Source organism: Caballeronia sp. LZ003 (assembly GCF_031451465.1).
In the GTDB taxonomy this organism is placed as follows: Bacteria; Pseudomonadota; Gammaproteobacteria; order Burkholderiales; family Burkholderiaceae; genus Caballeronia.
This window is the reverse complement of the sequence record NZ_JARUXJ010000005.1, coordinates 190,718-206,620: the sequence shown is the minus strand read 5'-3', so window position 1 is coordinate 206,620 and position 15,903 is coordinate 190,718. Positions and strand designations below refer to the sequence as shown.

At 58.5% G+C, this 15,903-nt stretch carries 14 protein-coding genes; 1 reads left to right on the top strand and 13 read right to left on the bottom strand.

The window, feature by feature from the left end; genetic code table 11:
* The first annotated feature begins 684 nt into the window (after positions 1 to 684).
* Complete coding sequence (locus QCE79_RS32090) at positions 685 to 2,091, top strand: IS1182 family transposase (protein WP_309851190.1); 1,407 nt, start codon at positions 685 to 687, stop codon at positions 2,089 to 2,091.
* A 643-nt stretch (positions 2,092 to 2,734) separates the two neighbouring features.
* On the opposite strand, the gene QCE79_RS32080 is transcribed toward QCE79_RS32090, so the two are convergent.
* The 13 genes from QCE79_RS32080 to QCE79_RS32020 form a co-directional block, all read right to left on the bottom strand.
* Entirely contained in the window at positions 2,735 to 3,418 is a 684-nt protein-coding gene (locus QCE79_RS32080) for a DUF6988 family protein (RefSeq protein ID WP_309851188.1), read from the bottom strand.
* Positions 3,419 to 3,508: 90 nt separating this feature from the next.
* Positions 3,509 to 4,030 carry a hypothetical protein gene (locus QCE79_RS32075; protein ID WP_309851184.1) on the bottom strand — a complete coding sequence of 174 codons (522 nt, stop codon included), beginning with the start codon at positions 4,028 to 4,030 and terminating at the stop codon, positions 3,509 to 3,511.
* Positions 4,031 to 4,127: 97 nt separating this feature from the next.
* On the bottom strand, positions 4,128 to 5,042 hold the full coding sequence (locus tag QCE79_RS32070; RefSeq protein WP_309851182.1) for a DNA-processing protein DprA: 915 nt from the start codon (positions 5,040 to 5,042) through the stop codon (positions 4,128 to 4,130).
* A gap of 169 nt (positions 5,043 to 5,211) precedes the next feature.
* Positions 5,212 to 6,429, bottom strand: coding sequence for a phosphoribosyltransferase (locus tag QCE79_RS32065; protein ID WP_309851179.1), 1,218 nt, complete (start codon positions 6,427 to 6,429; stop codon positions 5,212 to 5,214).
* Positions 6,426 to 7,394: a DNA-processing protein DprA gene (locus QCE79_RS32060; protein WP_309851175.1), complete on the bottom strand. Its 969-nt coding sequence runs from the start codon at positions 7,392 to 7,394 to the stop codon at positions 6,426 to 6,428. The genes QCE79_RS32065 and QCE79_RS32060 overlap by 4 nt, the downstream gene beginning before the upstream one ends.
* A gap of 16 nt (positions 7,395 to 7,410) precedes the next feature.
* Positions 7,411 to 8,166 carry a tyrosine-type recombinase/integrase gene (locus QCE79_RS32055; RefSeq protein ID WP_309851173.1) on the bottom strand — a complete coding sequence of 252 codons (756 nt, stop codon included), beginning with the start codon at positions 8,164 to 8,166 and terminating at the stop codon, positions 7,411 to 7,413.
* Complete coding sequence (locus QCE79_RS32050) at positions 8,163 to 9,206, bottom strand: phage integrase family protein (RefSeq protein ID WP_309851170.1); 1,044 nt, start codon at positions 9,204 to 9,206, stop codon at positions 8,163 to 8,165. The genes QCE79_RS32055 and QCE79_RS32050 overlap by 4 nt, the downstream gene beginning before the upstream one ends.
* A 304-nt stretch (positions 9,207 to 9,510) precedes the next feature.
* Positions 9,511 to 9,990: a hypothetical protein gene (locus QCE79_RS32045; RefSeq protein WP_309851167.1), complete on the bottom strand. Its 480-nt coding sequence runs from the start codon at positions 9,988 to 9,990 to the stop codon at positions 9,511 to 9,513.
* A gap of 230 nt (positions 9,991 to 10,220) precedes the next feature.
* Positions 10,221 to 10,517, bottom strand: coding sequence for a hypothetical protein (locus QCE79_RS32040; RefSeq protein ID WP_309851164.1), 297 nt, complete (start codon positions 10,515 to 10,517; stop codon positions 10,221 to 10,223).
* A 3-nt stretch (positions 10,518 to 10,520) separates the two neighbouring features.
* Positions 10,521 to 10,757: a hypothetical protein gene (locus tag QCE79_RS32035; RefSeq protein ID WP_309851162.1), complete on the bottom strand. Its 237-nt coding sequence runs from the start codon at positions 10,755 to 10,757 to the stop codon at positions 10,521 to 10,523.
* Between the two features lie 1,474 nt (positions 10,758 to 12,231).
* Positions 12,232 to 12,405, bottom strand: a complete 174-nt coding sequence (locus QCE79_RS32030) for a hypothetical protein (protein ID WP_309851283.1) — start codon at positions 12,403 to 12,405, stop codon at positions 12,232 to 12,234.
* An 840-nt stretch (positions 12,406 to 13,245) separates the two neighbouring features.
* Entirely contained in the window at positions 13,246 to 14,232 is a 987-nt protein-coding gene (locus QCE79_RS32025; protein WP_309851159.1) for a ParB/RepB/Spo0J family partition protein, read from the bottom strand.
* On the bottom strand, positions 14,229 to 15,440 hold the full coding sequence (locus QCE79_RS32020) for an AAA family ATPase (protein ID WP_309851156.1): 1,212 nt from the start codon (positions 15,438 to 15,440) through the stop codon (positions 14,229 to 14,231). The genes QCE79_RS32025 and QCE79_RS32020 overlap by 4 nt, the downstream gene beginning before the upstream one ends.
* Positions 15,441 to 15,903: the final 463 nt, after the last annotated feature.

Sequence of the window (15,903 nt, the reverse complement as noted above, 5' to 3'; positions counted from 1 at the left end):
AGCCTTTAGAGAAGCTGTCCCCAACATTGACAAGCCTCTGATTCACCGCCTCATTTTTAAACGAAATTAGTTGGCCATCGATTTCTGAGGATTTGAAGCTATAAATAATGCTTTCCGGCAAAAACCCCGGGATAAGTAGCGTAAATATGACCCACGCCAATATAAGTACGATTTGAGATAAACGCTTTCTAAGAAAACGGACGGCATTCATCGTCCTCTCCCGTTGGGCTTATGATTGTCTGAAGCGTAGAAACTTTGGTGGCCGTCGTCCACCGTGGCTTAAACACGGTGGTCCGACTCCGCAAGGCTTAGTGACGCAGGTCATCTGATGGCAACCTTCCGGATCGGCGCTGGCGTCGTCACGTTTGCATCAATTGAGCACGCCGCAGGTGCCAGCGAGACGTTTGACGCTTCGTTTAGGGAAGGAAACGTGCACAGGCTTGCGGCCCAAGCCAATAGACCAAGTACCGGGATTTCAAAAAGTTTCCAGACAAACGGGCTCATTGTGTTTTCTTACGGCGCATGGACGACCTTGACCGCAGGGGTGGAATTATTTGGACAAGATTGTCCACGATTCGTGTCGTAAGGTCGAGTGACCGTTCGTGGCCGATTCTGTTGAAAAACACTGCGAAATGCGAGTGCGTTGCCTATCCTTAATTCATCAAGTGACAGGAGTGCATCGCTATGATGGGTCGTCAAGGTGGCGTGCAAGATCAACTCTTCTACTCCTTCAACCTTGACGATCATGTTCCGCAAACGCATCTGTTGCGCGGCATTGATCGGTACTTCGAGCTCGATGGCCTACGCGAGCATCTTGCGCCGCACTACAGTCATACGGGACGTCCTTCCATCGATCCCGTACTCATGATTCGCATGCTTATCGTGGGTTACTGCTTCGGTATCCGTTCGGAACGTCGGCTTTGCGAAGAGGTTCATCTGAACCTTGCATACCGCTGGTTCTGTCGACTCGATCTCAAAGACACTGTGCCGAACCACTCGACGTTTTCCAAGAACCGGCACGGCCGGTTCCGCAATAGCGACGCGTTGCGCCACGTCTTCGAGTCTGTTCTTCGGCGCTGTATGAGCGAGGGGCTGGTTGAAGGCGAAGGGTTCGCTGTAGACGCAAGCGTCGTTAAGGCGGATGCAAATCGTTCGCGCGGCACGTCCGGAATCGAAGTGGTCGACTGGAACAAAGACAGCGGGCAGAGCCGGGCGGTGCGCGAGTATCTCGATGCATTGGAGGAGGCAAATCCGGTCTCATCTGACGAGACGGGTTCGGCTACGCCGCCTAAGCGCATCTCGCTGACCGATCCTTCCGCACGCTATACCGCCGCGCCAGGTGGCCCCGCATTCTTCGCCTACTCAACGAACTACCTGATCGATTTGCACGCTGGAATCATTGTCGACGTCGAAGCCACGCCGGCGTACCGAATGCAGGAGGTGGAGTCCACGAAGACGATGGTGAACCGAGTTGAAAAGCGCTTCGCGCTCAAACCCAAACGTCTTGTGGGCGATACCGCATACGGAACCGGAGCAATGCTCGGTTGGATGGTAAAGGAGAAGGCCATCGAACCACACGTTCCGGTCTGGGAGCGCTGGGCTCGGAACGACGGAACCCTTCCCAACAGCGAATTCGAATGGGACGAGCAAGCGAACGAGTACCGATGTCCGCAAGGTCGGGCGCTGCGAAGTGATCGACGACAGTTCAAAGACCCGCGCTCCCACATCACGAAGGCCAACACGATCATCTATCGATCAAGCCAACCGGATTGCGCTCAATGCTCGATGAAGCAGCAATGTTGCCCAAACACACCGATGCGAAAGATCGCGCGCAGCGTGCATGAAGAATCGAGAGATGTTGCAAGATTCATCGGAGATACGCCCGCATACCGGCACTCGCGGCGACAGCGCAAAAAAGTAGAAATGTTGTTCGCCCACCTGAAGCGCATCTTGAAGCTAGATCGATTGCGACTACGCGGACTTAGCGGGGCGCATGACGAGTTCCTGTTGGCAGCAACAGCGCAAAATTTACGGCGAATGGCGAAGTGGTTAACGCCAATGACTAAGGACACGGCGAGAAAAGCCTCTTGAGGGAGGTCGAAGCGCTCAAGCCACTCCCGAAACCCCGATTTCTGTAGCGCATTCGAAGGTTGCGCCTTCGCCCGACTCAAACGTCCCCGCGAAAAAACGAGTTTTTCAACAGAATCGGCCGGTTCGGGACGTTCCGGAACGGAAGGAAGAGGTTGGGCGGCGGGCCACTTGACCTTGCAAGTCGCTCGTAACTGTTCACAGCTGACGTGGATAAACGTGTAGATAACACATACAAGCCAGCGCTATGTACGTGAAAAAAAAAAAGTACATCGTAATGCGACGAGCGACACGACGGCCTTATGTCAAGCCCAACCTGGGCCGACCCAGGCCGATGATTGCTATAGGTTCTGCTGACACCCGACGATCTTGTGCGTCCCGATCCGAAGTACGCGCATTTGAAGGGCGTTCAAATTTGCCTTGCAATCCTGGTGCCGGACTTTCCGGGCGAATGAAGCGACGCTGACTGCGCAAGTCGATTGACTGCGCCGCGCCTTTCCGACGCGTGCATGGGCCGGCGTCGCATCAACGCGCGATGGACGATATCCATCGGGGCATCGTTGAACAAGCGACATTGCAAGCCGGAATCCTAGTCGTGGCGACCGGCTGTTTCTCTACGACACCTTCGCCAGTGCAATAGAGTCATTCAGTCATTCACCTCCCGTTCTGTTGGCACATCTTTCTTAGACCGGATCTCGACAAGGCCGAGTGCATCGAGAATGCTCACCAGCTCTCCCTGCAGCATATGCATTGATTCCCGACCTATCTTCTCTTGACCAGGAACAACGCGCTTACTCGCAAGCTCTGTAATTTCGATGGAAGCATGCGTTGCGAGCGCGGCGCTGAAGGTAAGCAGCGAAACAATTTCTTCTGGCGCCATCTCGAATTGTCCAGACCTACGGACTATTGATTGAAAGCTGTGATGTACATAACCGTGAAGTGTGCTTTTTGACTCAGCCCACATGCCAAGCAGATCGTTGTAGCGCGCGACGCCTGAACGCTGCACGATCATCTTAATTGCACGTTCTAAATTGAGACTATCTTCGCCTCTCTGGAAACGCAAGAGCTCGGTATCGTCCGCCCATTGCAACCAAAGCCCACGGATCAGAGCTTCAACGGACGGGCGCATCAAGGCGGTGGCCGAACCGACGAGGCCATGCTGGACCAACAAGAGACAGGATTTCTGGTGCTCGTGAACTATCGAGAACGCTGTAGCTGCCATATGGTCCGGCTCAGGAGCGTGCAACTCGAGTCCGTAAAGTTTTTCTTCGCTCCAGGTTGCAACCTGCTGGGCAATTTGCAACGCATGCCGCACCCCATCGTGCTGCATGTACGGAGGCCATTTCTCGACATCAGTTGAGTTCATTCTTGAAGGAAAGTGACAGAGCTGCCGGGGACCAACTACACTGACCGGCGAACGCTACTCAGCAACGTCGTCCTCAATTCTTCGCCGCGCAATGAACAGGCCACCGATCCATGCGTCTGGGTACCGTTGTCGAAGAACGGTCTTCATCGCGACAAAGTGACTCCCGGTGGTCAGGACGTCGTCCACCACAAGGATGCGCTGAGGAGCGGGATCGGCGATGCCCTCATTGATCCTGTAGAGCGCGATCAGGTCCTCGGCATGCATGCGGTCGCCTCCTCGTATTGCCGCCTGACTTGAAGCTTCGTAACTCCCCGCCTGCAGCACAAGTTGCCTGACGTCCGCATTCGTCCCCTCGGCCATATGAGCAAGGACAAGTTCAATTCGGTTGTCATACTCGGGATGATTGACTTCTTTTGAAGGAGGAACCGGAACGAATGTGACCGTCGCAAGCGCCTCTGCGTTCAACGCCTCGCGAAAGGCTAACCCGGCACGACGAATATCTCGTTCTTTGTATTGGTATTCAGGACGCCCCCTTCTAGTGACCGACTTCTTGATGTTCAAGATCATGTCGTTCATGGGGCTGCAGCCATAGCCTCCGCGCGCCGTGTATTCCCCTTGGTAGAGACAAAAGTCGTCAGCCCTTAGGTAACGATGATCCCTTCGGGTTGCCTCATCAATTTGCAGGAGCCGCATTGCCGAGCCTGTTGAGAATGTCGTCGAAGTCCTTCACTCGGACTGCGCCTTTCTCTGCAAACTTCGCGGGCCAGGTGAGTTTTGAATTCTGAAAGCAGCTATCCAGAATGAACAGTTGCCGGCCCTGATGTAAAGCGGCTCGCGCTTGCGTGAGCGTCCCCGAGGTCTCGCCGGCTTCAATGATGACCGTCGCATCGGAGAGCGCGGACATCGTCGCGTTCCGTTCCGGGAAAAAGAGGCGGTTTCCTCGGAACGTCTGCCGCGCATAGCGAAGGATGGGAACTTGACTCACAACGAGATACTCTTTGGCAATCCGGCGCTGCAAGTCCGCGTTTTCGCTCGGATAGGACTCCGTAATGGGTGTTCCGATGACCGCCACGGTCCGCCCGCCCGCTTCAATCGCGGTGGTATGCGCGATCGTATCCACGCCCCGCGCGAGCCCTGAAAAAATCGTGAAATCGTGTTTAACCAACAGTTTGACGAGCTTCTTCGCCCGTCTTGCGCCTTCATCGGACGGAGATCGCGTGCCCACGACGGCGACAGACTTGTGGGAGAAGGCCAGATCCTGCCATCCATTGAAGTACAGGAACTCCAACGGATACGCCGCATCCCGAAGCTTGTTCGGATAGTCGGCCGTCCCGTGCACGCAGATGCCAAGATCATGGATCCCTGCCCGCTCGAGATGGTCCATCACCTGCGGAACCGTTTCATCGATGGTCTGAGCAGGGACCAGTTCGGAGGGCGTCGCGTTCGGATTCTGTCGAAAGGTTTCCGCAATCGATTTGAACGATGCCCGATCGGATTGCCACAGCGCCTCGTAAGCGCCCATCTCTCGCAAGGGCTCAACCGGCGCGGCCGCGAGCAATGACTGACCTAAGTCGAACGGCGTGCTCATGTGACTCCTCGCGCATTGTCGTGGTACTGTATATAAATACAGTATAAAGCATTCTGCTCATGGGCCCGTCTCATTTTCCAGGGCAGCGCAGTCGCGCGCTGGGGTTCGACCGCGGGCCTTTGGCTTCACGCCCCTGCCTTATCACTGCCGACCTTCCAACCATCTGGCGCTACCAGGTCCACCCGCAAAACTGATCGAAGATCGACTGAATCTCACCCGGAGCATGATGATCAATGATACCGGCATGGTAGGCATGAGCCACCGCAGGAGGGTCGGCGGCAAGCGACGCCGCTGCGTACGCGTTCAGATCGATCGACGGCGTGATCTCCTGATACGCCGTGTTGATTGTCCTCAGCCATGAATACAGCCGGGCCTGACCACCGGCGGCCTCGATGAATGCGCGCGCGGCTTCCGAGCTGCACCCCGACGTGCAGAAGTCATCGACCACCAGGACGCGTTTGCCCGCAAGTTTCAGATTGGTCTTGTTGGGCTGGTCGCGCAGATTCCGATGCGGTTTCGGTTGCAAGTGGATCGTGTTCAATTGCGTGATGAACCTGCGGTTCGCCGCTTTCGTGTATTGGCTCTTCGGGGCTTCGCGATGCCGGATGATCAAGTCATGATAGTAGGATTTACCGAAGCACTTGCCGAGTCGTGCAAGTGTCGCTGACACGCCGTGTATATCCGGATCCGAGTCGGGTTTGTGGCCAGGATAGCTGCAGATATAGTCGACGCCCTGCAGAAGTCCGGCAAAGTACAACGACGACACGGTGAAATAAAACCAGAAGTCAGGATGCCCCTGCCCGTGCTTCGCGAACGCTCGAGCGTCACCGCCGAAAACAGCAAACCGCTCGTTCATCGTTGAGAAGGGCCCCCCGGCGCTGACGTCGAGGTTACCGTGCTGCACGCGCCAGAAGATCGGATGCTGCCTGAGCGCAAAGACAAAACAGAACCGCGCTAACTCGCCCACACTCGCGACGGGAAAGCCGTATTCCATCTGCTGCGCGTACCAGTCTGGTCGCACCAAGATGAATTGGTTCTGAACGCCCGCGCGCATGTCGTCGGTCATTCCGCCGACGAGTACCGTCTCGTGGGTCTGCACCCCGTAGCGTTGCAATATGGGCGCCGCAGAGTTCTGAAGGACGCGAGCAGGGCTGCGATCGACGCCTGCTCCATGGACAGGGACGTCGATGCCGGCGATCTGGGAAAAGTATTGGCGCAACGGAACGCCACCCACGGTCCAATTTCGATTGGACCACAGGACAGTCCTGACGCCGCGGGCATCCAACTCTCGGACCAAACGGCCCAACTCTGCAGCGATTTTCCCGCTGATCTGATTACCATGCGCAAGCGTTCCATCGACACTCACCAGCAAGAGCTTCAAACTCATTCCGTCGCTCCGAACAAGTCACCTTGCCGCGCGAAAAAGGCGGTCTTTGCATGCGCCTCGGCAGGTGGCTCGTGCCCGCCGGCCAGCGTGCCGCGCAACGCGTCGGTGAATTCGGTGTGCTCGGCGGGAACGTTGAACGACATGTCCGCTTGGCCGTGATCGTCGCTGAACGTTCGACCCGTAGAGACTAGGTTAATCGTGGGTCGGCCAAGCTTCTTCGCGAATCTGATCGTGTGCGCCGTACCTGACGCGCGCTTCCACTCCGGCGCGACGACGCAATTCGAAAGGGCGGCCTGCAAGCGGTTGCGCCAGACGAACGCCTCCGCGCTGGGTGCCTCACCGGGAAGGTACTCAGAAATCAGCACGCCTCCTGCGTCAACGATCTTATCGGCCAAGTCCGCGTTCTTTGCGGGATACACTCTCAGGAGACCGTTCGCCAACACAGAGATGTTCTTCACGCCTGAGTGGAGCGCCCATTCGTGGGCGATTTCGTCAACGCCCTTGGCCAGTCCACTGACCAGGCAGGCGTCGAGCGCGCGCACCGTTGCGACCGCATATTTCGCCAAGAACGCCCCTTCATCAGATGGGGATCGCGTGCCGACGACCCCCACGTTGAACGCGCTCAGCAGTTGAACGTCTCCCCGGTAGAAGAACCAGAGTGGGCGCAAGTTTTCGTCAAGGTCTTCGAATCGCTTCGGATAGTTGGGATCGCCTGCACGAACCAGATGGATGCCCCGATTACGGATGTTTGCTGCGGCAACCGTACCCATCCGAAGCACCTGAGAATGAACGTCGTGGGTGAGGGGTTCATCCGACAGACGGCGGATGAACTTCGACGCGCCCTCCGTCGCAAATCCTTCGGCAACGGCGTCAACCCCGCCGTACCCGCGAAGGGTCTTGAAGCCCACCCCTTTAAGTTGAGCCAAACCTAGAAATATTGTCGTAGCTTCTTCGAGCGGTAGCATCGCTAACTCATCACATTCATTTGTCGCGTTGGGTGACGCCGACGAAGTCAGCGCTTCGCGCGTAATATCCAGCCACCTCTTCCAGCATTCGGATTCGTTCCGCTCGCACGTAGATCGAGGTCGTCTGGAGAGAGGCATGACCCAGCACCTTCTGCACCACGTCGATCGGGACTTCATTGGCCACGGATTGCGTTCCGAACGTATGTCGCATCGCATGCGCGGTGACTGAGCCGAGCATCGCCCGCTCGTCTGACGTGAGATTTTCCATGGTCTCAACAAGGGCCGTCAACATGCGCGCCATCAACCGATTGATGCCATCGGCGGTGTAACCGGCTTCGCTCTGCGAACCGGGCTGTCTGCTTCGGTGGCGCCGCCGCGATGCGTCCGTTGATGGGATCACGATGGGTGCGAGCAAAGGACCCTGAGGCATCGCCCCGTCCGCTACGCCGTCGAAGTCACTGCGTCGATCGGCCCAATGCACGCGCAACGCCGAGAGGGTTGCGGCGCTCACTGGCACCGCCCGCTCGCGCAGCCCCTTGCCGATCACCGTCAAATCCCACACAGCGACGCCGCGTGTCGTAACTTGGGACACACGCAAATGCTCTCGACGCGCGGAGGCCGCCTCCTCACGCCGCAGACCGGAATCGCCCATCAGTAACATGGCTGCGCGCACGGCGCGCCATTGCTTCGCCCCCGCGACTGCCGATGGCGTATCGAGCTCGTCGCGCAACTTGCGCCACAGTTCGGCTGGCAATGCCCGCTCGATCTTCATTGCGCTCGCGCGCTTGACGACGACCGGATCGTTGACTGCCGTCCATGGTTACCTGCCAGATAGCGCACATCGACCCACCAGGCGAACGCCGTCCGCAGCACCCGAACGGCATAACGCTGCGATTCGGGCGAAAGCGTCGCCGACAGCGGTGCCTGACCATCGGCCGCCGCAGAGGAGCCGGACAGGGCGAAGGGCCGCCAGCGCGGCGAATGCCGCTGGAAGCGTTCGCCCACAAAGCGCGGATCGGGATTTCTCAGAAAGTCTTTATACGCCCCGCAGTCGTCGACCCCCAGATCGCTCAGCGCCTTGCCGCGCAAGACGACCGCCCCCAACAGGAAGCGCTCGAGCTCTTTCGTGTAGGCACGCAGGGTTTTCGGCTGATCGCGATAACGGTTCAGATACGCGCGCACCGCATTGAGGTCGTGGTTCGCCTGGATGTAGCAGAACGCCGTCGCGCGGTTTTCGCCATGTGCGCCGGAGAGCGCGTGCGGCACGGCGAGACGCTCGAGCGGCGCCAAGGTCAACCGGCTTGCAGACTCTGAGCTGCTTGGACCGCCGCCTGGGCCGCTTCCGGTCACCTTGGCGGCCGGCACCACCTCGACCAGATCGGCCGCGATCAGCGGCACGCCATCCCATTCTTCGGAGTCGACGTCGGCGTCGATCGTTAGTTGCAGGGATGCCTGCTGCTCGCGGAGCCACCTCACAATGGCGCGCGCCCGACCCGGGCCGATGCGCGGAATCGAGCGCCACCAGCTGCCGCCGCGCCGGTTGCAGGACGCCACGAGTTCGCCGAGCGTCGTGATGCCCTCGCCTTTCAGCCGCCGCGCCATGCGCGGACGCAGCCAGGCATCGATCGGATGATTGGCCCGTGGCGGCAGCGCGGCCAGTTGCGCCGCCTCGGTCACCATGGGAAACGTCACCGCCGTCAGCCTAGGCTGGCCGTGCTGTTTGGTTGATTCGCGCAGGCGATCGGCGATCGCGGTGGAGCCGTGCGCGAGCGCCACCAGCGCGTGGAGCATCGTGGTGAGATGGCGCTCCATCGCACGGGCGTCGCCGCGTGCGCGTCCTCGTCGGGATCGTAGTAAGTGCGGGCGATCACCGCGGGCGCAATCCGCTGCACGTAGGCGCGCAGCGCCGTGAAAGCCTTGGTCGTGTAGCGGCGCTCGAGGGTGAGTGATTCGGTGAGCTTTTCCGGGGCGCCCCAGCGAGCGCTTTTTGGGCGGCCTTGGCGGACGCCTTGGGAGAAGCAGGGGGCACCGCGGGTCGGGGATCAGCCATGAGGGCCCTCCCCGTCCGCACCGGCCGGACCCTCCCTCGGTGCGGCATGCGATGTCGTAAAGCGTTTCAGCAGGGCCCGCGCGTCCGCGAGGAACGCGCCGGGGAACTTGCAACACATTGCCTCCACATCGGCCGCACGTCCTGCAGCCGTGCGGCAATTCGCCGGTTCTGACTGTCTTTGCTGGCCTCGCCACCGGTGGGATCCCCGAACACGACCTGCTGCAGCAGGTCCACGGCACCGCATTCCGCGAACTGGTCCAGCACCGGCCCGAAGTCGCTGCCGAGCAGCACCGGCCCATAGGTCAGCACGAGGGCCGTGAGCACCCGCAATTCGACGCGGCTTGGCTTTATCGGCACCTGCAGCGGCCGCGGCACGGGCAGGCCGTGAACGATCCGGCGCAGCGCGGCCCCCCGGCGATGCCGCATGATGGTCCGATCGAGTTCGAGCACGAGGCGCGCGACCTCCGGATCCGGCAGCGCGCCAAAGTCATACTCATCGTCGTCATCGGCATCATTCGCGTCGAAGCCGGCAAAGTCTTGCGCCACGGGCCCCTGCCCTCTCAGGTAAATGGGAATTCAAGGATTTTACCCCTGAAACGCCATCCCGATAATAGACATTATCCGGCTCCTAAGTATGCTGCGGCGACGGTCGCGTGCGAAGGCTATGCCTCTCGTGAAGGTCATCGAGGAAGCTTCTATTACGAGGCCGTCCGCGGCGTATCTGTTCTCGCCGGAGGGTCTAGCTTCATCGCCCAGCAACACAAGAAGACGCGGCATCAGTGTTGCCGGAGTTCCTCGATTGCCTCCGCATAGCGGTCGATGAGCAGCGGCCGTAGATGCAGATAATCCTCGATCAGGCACTCGATCGCCGGATGTCGATAGGCGAATCTCGCGCAGGCGGGCCCGTGACTTCGAATGGCGGCTAAATAGCGAATGACCGCGATTACCGCAGGCCGGCAGCGCTGTGCAATGGTGGCAAACGCGCCGCGAGGGTCCGCAGCGGCGAAAAGGCTCCTCAGTGGCTCGACGGGCGCAAAGCCGTCACTCCTGCGCGCCGTCACTTCGCCGCTCACTCGTTAAGGTCGATCGCCAGTCACCGGCGGCTCGACGGGTCCGGCGAAGAGGCCCCCATCGAAGTACGCGTCATCGAGTTCCATGATGGTGTCGTCTCCCATCAGAATCACAACGAATTCGACCGCCCCGTCGCCAGGCACCGCGGAGATTTCCGCTATGGTTTGTTGCGGCGATCGCTCGTCGACAAAGCGCAACCAGTAGTAGCCGGGCGCAGTCGGCCGTGTATCTTTCCACTCCATAGCAAACTCGCATTAAGGGACCATTGCTATTAGATTAGCGCTTCTGTCGCGCCGCGTAACCCCGTCACCTCTTCTACCGCAGCGTTCGACTCCTCACTGCCAACTCACCTTACTCGCAACCTTCAATTTTTTGAGGTGGCTGGATCGCCGACGTGACGCGACAAGACCTAGGCTGCTCCTCGGCGAGAGACGTATCAAGTCTCACACAACCCGTCTTATTTGATACGCTGTGCCGACAACGGGACCGACCGCGGCGTGAACGCGCTGAAAATCCCCCGACAGGCGCGTCCTGACACCGGGCGCCGTGAAACAATTTGCCGGGATCGAAAAAGAACCTTCGAAATCAAACACTTAGTTGCGCCGCAATTTTTTCAGCGATGTTCCACGCGCGGACAACAGAAGGGCGGCAACAGTCCCTCGTCAGATTCGGAACCCACAGTAATGTTTTGCGCGAGCAGACTCCTGCGCCGTTGGAAATGGGCCGTCGAGTGCCGCCGTCTCCTTCTTGCCGGTATGCGGCCTCTTGCGCTCGGAGGGTAACGGCATGACTCACTCGATCCACTCGACTGCGTGTCGGCGCCCTCGCCTCTCGGCTCCGCATCTGAACGAGGCGCCACCACGAGGGAGCTTGAGGCAGATTACGTCGCGGTAAGCCGGCGTCGGTGTAACTGACGCGAGTCGCTTACACGAGCCAAGCCACGCTGACTGACGCGACACTAAGGTAGTTATGTCGATGTTCGGCGACGAATCGGTGTAGCCGTCAAGGCAGGTCTTGGCTGTGTTGCACGGGAGACCATGGTGGAAGATCTTCCTGGCTTCGCAGTGGCCGCTCCCGATAACACGACTTATCAGGCTTGAGGTCGCGCGCGGAGTAGCGCTGAGAACAGACGTTTCCGTCGTTGATTCAAGCAATGCGGCGGGCAACTAGGCGAAAATCGGAAAGGCCCATGAGAATGTTTTAGGCACGCCCTTTCCCGCCTGTCTCGCCTGAAGAAGCCAAACGGTGCCCATCTGCATACGATCGGCGAAACAGCTGTTTGTGCTCTAGGCTGCTCGACGATGGCGACGGCCGCGCCGAGCGGACGTTGGGGTCACCTTTCCGTCCCCATCTCAATCGGGGTGGGGCGTGCCGGAAGAGGGTGGCTTCATCGGCTGAAGCTACCGCGCGGTCGGTCCTCGCACCGACAAAGGCCGGGTACGTTCCTCGACTTGCGTTTTCGAGGAATCACGACCAACCCTGGCAACCGACGCGGGCATACGAGGTGTCAAAGGCGCGGCGTGCTTTATTGAGCTGCCTATGTTGGGTCCGAGCGGACTAATTGCGGATTTTCTCGAACCAAGGCTGCGGGGGTTGCGTTCGATGATCTTTCTCGATAGGCGTCAGGCACTGAGTACCTGTGCTCATCCCGGTGGGTTTCGACGATTCGCGCGGTCTGCGTCGGCTTACCTCGGACGTACCTTAGCGGCAGTTCTTTCATGCGGTTTGGCTACCGTCGGTGCCGCAGCGACCAAACCGCGCGTCTTTTTGGATCTTTCTGCTGATCGTTTTCGCGTTGCCGATTCTGCCCGGGCCGTTCGCCGTGCCCGAGTACTGGCTCACGCTGCTGAACTGATCGTCCTCTCTTCGATCTCGCGATTCATTGTTCATGCGTGCCTCGCCAATGACAGGGCGTTTTGGTCGGAGCGCGGTCGCGGAACGCAGCTAGCCTCGCCGACGTTGGGCGATCTAGCGAAGGACGGAAGCAACAGTCCGGCTCCCCACAAATCGGAGGTTGCCATCGGTTCCCCTACCCCCGCGGATTTAATGGTTGCGGGTGCTGCTAAGGCTCGCTGAAGCACAATATCGAACGAGAGGGTGCGACTACAAGTGTGTCAAGTTGACACAAGCACTCAGTCTCCGGTCACAAAGGCTCTCTTTTGCAGACAGCATGTCGTTCGTAACTTATTTATTAAGGCACCCACCGACTAATCGATGAGCATGTCGCGCGCAGTTCTTCGAGAAAGCGATTGTGTGTCGACTTGACACACCCCCCCTGCCAATAGGTCGTCCATCTCGCCGATCAAGGCGTCCGGCCGGGCTCTCACAAGCACCTCACGTGATGGTAGGAAGGCACACGGGAGGGCCAATCTGACACGAAACCGCGGACGTGCCGCGGTTTCGCGTTCGGCAGCCCGTCCCGTGCTGCTACGACAGCCAGAGCTCCGGGTTTTGAGGCGGTGACCAACGCAAAAGGGCGGCACCCGGACGCCGGCGTGAGATGCTCCCACCAATCGCGGGGCTGCTGGGAAACAGGAAAACTACAGCGTCGCAGGCGGCCAACTTGGCGGACAAACTTCACGGTCCCATTCGCCCTATGCTGCAAATTTTGGATGGCGGTACGACACCATTCGCGACCGACATTAGCCACACCATGGTGACGCCGCGCTTCGCGGCAGCCTCTGTCGAAAAAAAAGGCCGCTCCGTGGCGGCCAGGCGAGAAGAAACCGATCAGCTAGGTGTGACGCTGAATAACGAACAGATTAGTCTTCGGATTTCTTTTTCTTGCTCTTCCGACAGCACGCCGGTCTTGATCTTCACCGTGAAACTGCTTGCGTCCCTTGTGATCGTGCCAGCATGGCTCTTTCCGGAAAAAATCTTCTCGATACTACGCTCGTGTACACCTTGATGACCATGCCCGTGCAATACGTGCTGTTTGATTGCCGTCGCGAACTTCCCTTGGTCGAGCGCCCCACTCGCCACGGAGCTCCACAGAGCCCGGGCCGCCTCAATACCTGCTTCTCCATGCTTTTTGATGGCAGACACTACTTCGTCGGCAGCTGCCCCGCCTAGCAGATGTGGGTTTAGATCCAGATCCTGACGGACAAAGTCCGGAAGGTTCTCGAATGCGAGAAACCGATATAAGCCTTTGCGAGACATGCCTAGCGCTTCGGCCATGCGTTTTCGGCTTGGGAATTCCCCCTCCACCACACGCAGCGATTGACCAACCTCGTAGTCCGTCAAATCCTCACGACCGACATTTTCGACAAGCGAGAGGACCGCCATGTCTTCGTCGGAGCATTCAATAACCGCGGCCTTGATCTCATCGAGATCGAGTAATTTGTGGGCGCGCAAGCGGCGCTCACCGGCAATCAACTGATATCCGCCCTCCACGCGGCGGACGACGACTGGCTCGACCAGTCCAACTTCTCGAATCGACTCGGCAAGTGACGCAAGAGCATCATCGCTGAAAACCTTGCGTGGCTGCCAAGGATTCGGCCGGATCGCCCCGACCGGCAGCATTAGCTTATCGCTCGTCGCCTCCAACTGTTGAATGCGCTGCTCCGCGGCGGCCAGCGCCCCAAGCATACCCGGACCGGTTTTAAATGCACTCGAGCGACGCGTTTCTGCCGATGCGGATGGTGCCTTCGCCTGGCGCTCCGCTCCGACACCCAGTTCGGCGGTTTTTTGTAGCATCCGCTCCCGAAACGAACTCATTTGCCGGTCCTCCAATGTTCTATATACAGGTCATCCAGCCAACGCACATATTCCATCAGCGGCTGGCGCACGCGTGAAACAGTCTTTTCAGCGAGGTCGCCCTTACTGATGTCAAAAACAGTCGCCATGGCAAGCGCTCCGTTACTCATAGCTGAACTCGCAGGCACCTCGAGCCCGCTCAACCATTCCTTGTAAGTTCGTTGAACCCAAGACCGCACGACCGGGGCCGATGACGACGTTCCATTGTCGACCTTCGACAGGAGGACGGAGATAAAGTCATACGTGCGGGTATCGCCATGTTCCATGATGCTCTGCGCCAGATCAGAAAAGAGTCCCCAGAAGGAAACCGAGCTAATAAAATCCAAGCTTTCAGGCACAAGCGGCATCACCATCGAATCCGCCGCCATTAAGGCATTAATAGTCAGGTACGAGAGCGAGGGCGCTGTATCAAGAATGATGTAGTCGTATCTTTTCCGCAGCGGCGCCATGCCATCGCGAAGCAGCGCCCAAAACTTAAAGCTTGGATTTTTGATGACCGAGCCAGGAATGTGAAACTCCGCCGAAAAAAGCGTCGGATGCGCTGGGATCACGTCCAGCCCATCCCAATATGTCTCTTGCACGAAGTTGAGTAGGCCGCCGTCCATCTGTGGGTTATAGATGAAAGGCAAGACCGTGTTTTCCTCGGTGACTTCCTTTTCCGCGTACAGACCGCACAGCTCGGTAAGCGAAGCCTGAGGATCGAGATCGATTAAGAGAACCTTCCTCCCTCGCAGAGTGAGTCCTTGCGCAAGACACATCGTTGTCGTGGTTTTTGTCGAGCCACCCTTAAAGTTCGCGACAAGCACGACCTTTCCATTGCCGTCACGCACGCCTGTATGAAGAGGAGTCTGATAGATGTCAGAAACCTTTTGTACCCATTCCCGCGTCTCGCTCAGTGAGAACGCACGACTTCGCCCGGACCCGTGCACTTCACCAGGAGGAAGGTCACTCCCTTCGCGCGACGCGAGGTAATTTAGTTTTGCTCTGTCAATTCCACACAGCTCCGCCACCTGGGTTGATGTGAAACGTGGTGCCGTCTTTCGTGGCCGAGGTGCGAGCATCATCTCTCGAAGTTCGTCCGAAAGTGTCGCAGCGTCCTCTGCAAATTGGATGACCCCTTGCAGATCGATCCGACGATCAATTTCCGGCAGTTCGATAGTTTTTGCCATTTAGACGCTTTCTCTCAAAATTAGGTTAAAGCGAAGAATACACGGAAAGCGTCAAAGTGCCCATTCGATTGAAGGGCCGCTCTCACAAAATTATGATTCGGCGGCCCTTTCGCCCCCGAGGCGGAGGATCTGGCCATGCTGCCCCTCCAAGGGCCTCCGAAGGTACTGGTTTTTGTGCACTTTCGTGTTTTCGCGACGGCCGTAAGGTGTCAGATTTTGTGCAACCAGCGTTCGGCCCGACCGTATCGATGATTTCGACGCACATAAACCGTTACCTTGCATCGCTACGTAGGTCTGCAGCCTGACGGCCGTCGCACGGGCATCCGCCTTCCGCACATAAACCGTTACCTTTCCGCATCCTCAGTGTGTTTGTGCCGTGGTAATTCGGCACAGCAGAGGGGGTACTGTGAGTGTCAAACTGCTTTTCAGGCGGGAGTTCATCCACTTGCCCAAAAAACGTTAC